Source organism: Ruminococcus sp. CAG:379 (genome assembly GCF_000434255.1).
GTDB classification, from domain to species: Bacteria; Bacillota; Clostridia; order Oscillospirales; family Ruminococcaceae; genus Ruminococcus_F; species Ruminococcus_F champanellensis.
In genome coordinates this window covers 3,799-7,023 of record NZ_FR894909.1, presented here as the reverse complement: position 1 = coordinate 7,023, position 3,225 = coordinate 3,799, and the positions used below count along the sequence as shown (strand labels likewise).

The window sequence follows — 3,225 nt, the reverse complement described above, 5'->3', positions numbered from 1 at the left end:
CTGACTGCGTTATGATCGCCGGGTGCAGCATTGGTCAAAGGGTGCTGGCGGGCAGCGATGAGGAATACGGATGCTGTGCTGGAGCGCTGGCACCGGGCAAAAAAATGAAGGGAGAATCAGAGTATGGTGGATTTTAAAAGCAACGAAGAAGCAATGGCAACATTCTGCAGTACGAGCATAGCTATTTTGCAAACGTGTGGGCTGGAGGAGGCCACCGTCTCATTCACAGACGCTTCCGGGGAGCACTATGAAGTGGTGATCCGGAGAGCCGGCAGCGCAGCTGACGAGGAGGACGACACATGATCTACCGCATTTGGCGCATCAAGAACCGGATCACCGGTAGGTATCTTGCCGCCCAGCGAGAAGGCGGCGCAATCGTCTATCTGGTTTTTCTGGCTGAACAGGCGGCAGTACAGCACATCACAGACAGGGGGTTGAACGCCCGGATCTTCCGACCCTGTGCATCGTACAAACAGGGCACGAGATAAGGAGGGATGCAGAATGGCACTATTCCTGATTGGTCTGATCCTGGGCGGCATCACCGGCGCCCTGATCATGGCTGTATTGATCGGAGGTAACAGCGATGACGACGATATCAACTAGCCAGATATCCAGGATCTACGCCGCAGCCCGGGATCTGGGCATGTCCACCAAGGGCGATGGAGACGACCTGCACGCCCTGGTGTATGCCGTCACCGGCAAGGACAGCATCCGGCAGCTGACCGCCGCAGAAGCCCGGGAGGTGATCCGGGAGCTGGACAAACGGAGTGCACCTCCGGATGCCAACAGGCGCAAGCCTGCTCCGGATCCCAGCGTATACCCGCCGGGGCAGATGACCCCATCACAGATCAATAAATGCTGGCGGCTGATCTACAGTGTGTGCGAGTCGGATCCATCCGAAGTTCCGCCTGCAGATCGGCTGGCAGGTGCGGCTGAACGCTTCGTGGGGCAACGTCCAAACATGATGGCGAAAAACCCGTTCCGGTTTTTCACCCAGGAACAGGGGTCACAGTTGATTGAGTCCCTGAAGCGGCTGGAATATTCGGCGGAGGTCAAGAAGCTGAAGCGAGACAGAAAGGGGTGAATATATGACAGATCAGGAGCTGATCAAGGCCCTCCGGCGTCTGATGGTACAGACCGGCAGCCTGGCTTGCCTGGGGTGTGGATATGAGCACAGCTGTGGTGTACATGGCTGTGCCGTCATCCGGCAGGCTGCGGAACGGCTGGCGGAGCTGGAGAAGCAAAAGAAATGATCAACGTGTAGATGGGAGGCAGCGCATGGATCACAACGACATTGAAATGACGGATCTGGAGGGTGAACAGCGGGAGATAGCAGAGTGCATTGGGATAGATGCGTACAGAACGCTTGCCCAGACCTATGGCGGCAGCTCCATCTACATTGCCAAAATAGCGTCTATCCTAAAGGACGAACGGGATCGCAGGATCCGCCGCGAATACAATGGCTGCAATGCCCATGCGCTGGCGATTAAATATGATCTGGCGGACAACACCGTCCATAAGATCGTGCGCGGTGAAAAGCAGCGGATCGAAAACGAACCCACGGATGACCAGCTGCCCCTGTTTAAACAGGGATAAACCCGGCAATATCGGTTGTTTTACATTGCATAATTAAAATGGTATAGTTTGATCAGAGAGATCGAGCTATACCATTTTTGTTTGGAGGATAGATCATGGACATCAACGTAATCGTGGCAATTGTCGAGGGCGTGATCAGCCTGGCAGTGGGGGCGCTGACATTCTTCCTGCGCAGGACTATCACGGAGCTGGATAAGTGCAGGGAGGACATCGCCAAGGTCAAGGAGGACTACATCACCAAGGAGGATTTTTTCCGGGAGCAGGCGGATACCCGCCGGAAGCTGGACCGGATCATGGACATTCTGCTGGAGATCCGGGGAGGTAAATAGCATGGACGAAAAAGAACAGATCCGCCGACGGATTGCAGCCGGCAATTTCGTGGCTAACAATGGCAGGGTGCTGCGTACCATCAATATCCTGCGGTATGATTACAAGAAACTGCGTGAGATCGAATATGCCCTGCCGGACATGGAGCACGGGGAGATCGTGGACAGTGTCAACTACCTGACCGAGTGCGGCTACATCAAGCTGCGGCATGTGGTATCTCAGCAGCCTGCTTCCCTATCGGATACCCGGTGGGAGGAAATCGAGGCAAAGCTGACCGCTGACGGCATCCGGTTGCTGGCGGGCTGCAAGCAGGATGCATGCGTGGAGGTGTAGGTCATGGCCAATCGCCGACACGCCATCATTGACCAGCTGGAGCCGCAGATTCAGGAAACCGTCAAGGAGATGCTGCGAGCGAATTTCACATACAAGGATATCGTGGACTACCTGGCATCCAACGGCACCCAGGTGTCCCAGTCCGCGGTCTGCCGGTATGCGGCACGGTTTGCTGAGACCACCGAAGCCCTGCGGATGGCGCAGGAGAATTTCCGTGGCATCATGGAGGAGACCGCCAAGTACCCCAATCTGGATCCTACGGACGGTATCCTGCGCCTGATCAGCCACCAGCTGCTGGACGCCATCAACGGCATGCCGGAGGAGCAGCGGCAGGCCAAGAATTTTGATGAACTGATCAAATCTGCCGTTGCCCTGACCCGGGCGGTGGCATACAAGAAACAGGTGGATGTGCGCAGCAAGGAACTGCTGGAGAACGGGGCTGACCAGTTTGCCGGTGCATTGTTTGACGCCATGGCAACGGAGCGACCGGAGCTGTACAAGCAGCTGCGGGCGTTTCTGGACGAAAAGAAGGAGAAATCACCATGATGTACGTGCTGCAGACCAAACCCGGCCAGGATGACTATGCGGTTCGTGACCTGGAGCGACTGGGCTACCGATCCTATGCCCCAAGGCGGATCGCACTGCACCGCAGGGGCGGCACCTGGTGGGAGGCGGAATACCCGGTATTCCCGGGGTATGTGTTCCTGGATGATCTGGAGCTGACGGACGCCGACTATCACCGGATCATGCCCTGTGTGGGAATCATTCGGTTCCTGGGGCACGGCGCCCCGGAGCCGCTGCCGGAACACGAAGCAGAATACATCCGATTGCTGCACAATGGTGGCAAGCCCATCGCCCCATCCGAGGTCCGGATCCGGCCGGACGGCAGCATGCAGTGTGTGTCCGGGCTGATCTGCAGCTACGCCGGGCGAGTGGAACACAATCCACGGCAGCGGCGGGCAACGATCC

At 57.1% G+C, this 3,225-nt stretch carries 8 protein-coding genes; all 8 read left to right on the top strand.

The genetic code is table 11. The annotated features are described in order from the left end of the window. The first annotated feature begins 299 nt into the window (after positions 1–299). Positions 300–488, top strand: a complete 189-nt coding sequence (locus QVO51_RS07550) for a hypothetical protein (RefSeq protein WP_022357894.1) — start codon at positions 300–302, stop codon at positions 486–488. Positions 489–583: 95 nt separating this feature from the next. Further along, positions 584–1,084 carry a regulatory protein GemA gene (locus tag QVO51_RS07545; protein ID WP_022357892.1) on the top strand — a complete coding sequence of 167 codons (501 nt, stop codon included), beginning with the start codon at positions 584–586 and terminating at the stop codon, positions 1,082–1,084. A gap of 4 nt (positions 1,085–1,088) precedes the next feature. Next, a complete protein-coding gene (locus QVO51_RS07540) occupies positions 1,089–1,253 on the top strand; it encodes a hypothetical protein (protein ID WP_022357891.1) in 165 nt (54 codons plus the stop codon). Positions 1,254–1,278: 25 nt separating this feature from the next. After that, the gene (locus QVO51_RS07535; RefSeq protein ID WP_022357890.1) at positions 1,279–1,596 is read left to right on the top strand and encodes a Mor transcription activator family protein; all 318 of its coding nucleotides are present in this window, start codon (positions 1,279–1,281) and stop codon (positions 1,594–1,596) included. A 95-nt stretch (positions 1,597–1,691) separates the two neighbouring features. Continuing rightward, a complete protein-coding gene (locus tag QVO51_RS07530) occupies positions 1,692–1,925 on the top strand; it encodes a hypothetical protein (protein WP_022357889.1) in 234 nt (77 codons plus the stop codon). A 1-nt stretch (position 1,926) separates the two neighbouring features. Next, positions 1,927–2,256: a hypothetical protein gene (locus QVO51_RS07525; RefSeq protein WP_022357888.1), complete on the top strand. Its 330-nt coding sequence runs from the start codon at positions 1,927–1,929 to the stop codon at positions 2,254–2,256. 3 nt (positions 2,257–2,259) lie between these two features. Next, complete coding sequence (locus QVO51_RS07520; protein WP_015558757.1) at positions 2,260–2,802, top strand: phage protein Gp27 family protein; 543 nt, start codon at positions 2,260–2,262, stop codon at positions 2,800–2,802. Further along, a partial coding sequence (locus QVO51_RS07515) for a transcription termination/antitermination NusG family protein (RefSeq protein WP_288168002.1) occupies positions 2,799–3,225 on the top strand: 427 nt, incomplete at its 3' end. The genes QVO51_RS07520 and QVO51_RS07515, both read left to right, overlap by 4 nt.

Bases quoted from the DNA above. Each gene is read 5' to 3' on its own strand.
- QVO51_RS07525 (WP_022357888.1), top strand. From the start codon at position 1,927: ATGGACGAAAAAGAACAGATCCGCCGACGGATTGCAGCCGGCAATTTC.
- QVO51_RS07535 (WP_022357890.1), top strand. From the start codon at position 1,279: ATGGATCACAACGACATTGAAATGACGGATCTGGAGGGTGAACAGCGG.
- QVO51_RS07545 (WP_022357892.1), top strand. From the start codon at position 584: ATGACGACGATATCAACTAGCCAGATATCCAGGATCTACGCCGCAGCC.
- QVO51_RS07550 (WP_022357894.1), top strand. From the start codon at position 300: ATGATCTACCGCATTTGGCGCATCAAGAACCGGATCACCGGTAGGTAT.
- QVO51_RS07520 (WP_015558757.1), top strand. From the start codon at position 2,260: ATGGCCAATCGCCGACACGCCATCATTGACCAGCTGGAGCCGCAGATT.
- QVO51_RS07540 (WP_022357891.1), top strand. From the start codon at position 1,089: ATGACAGATCAGGAGCTGATCAAGGCCCTCCGGCGTCTGATGGTACAG.
- QVO51_RS07530 (WP_022357889.1), top strand. From the start codon at position 1,692: ATGGACATCAACGTAATCGTGGCAATTGTCGAGGGCGTGATCAGCCTG.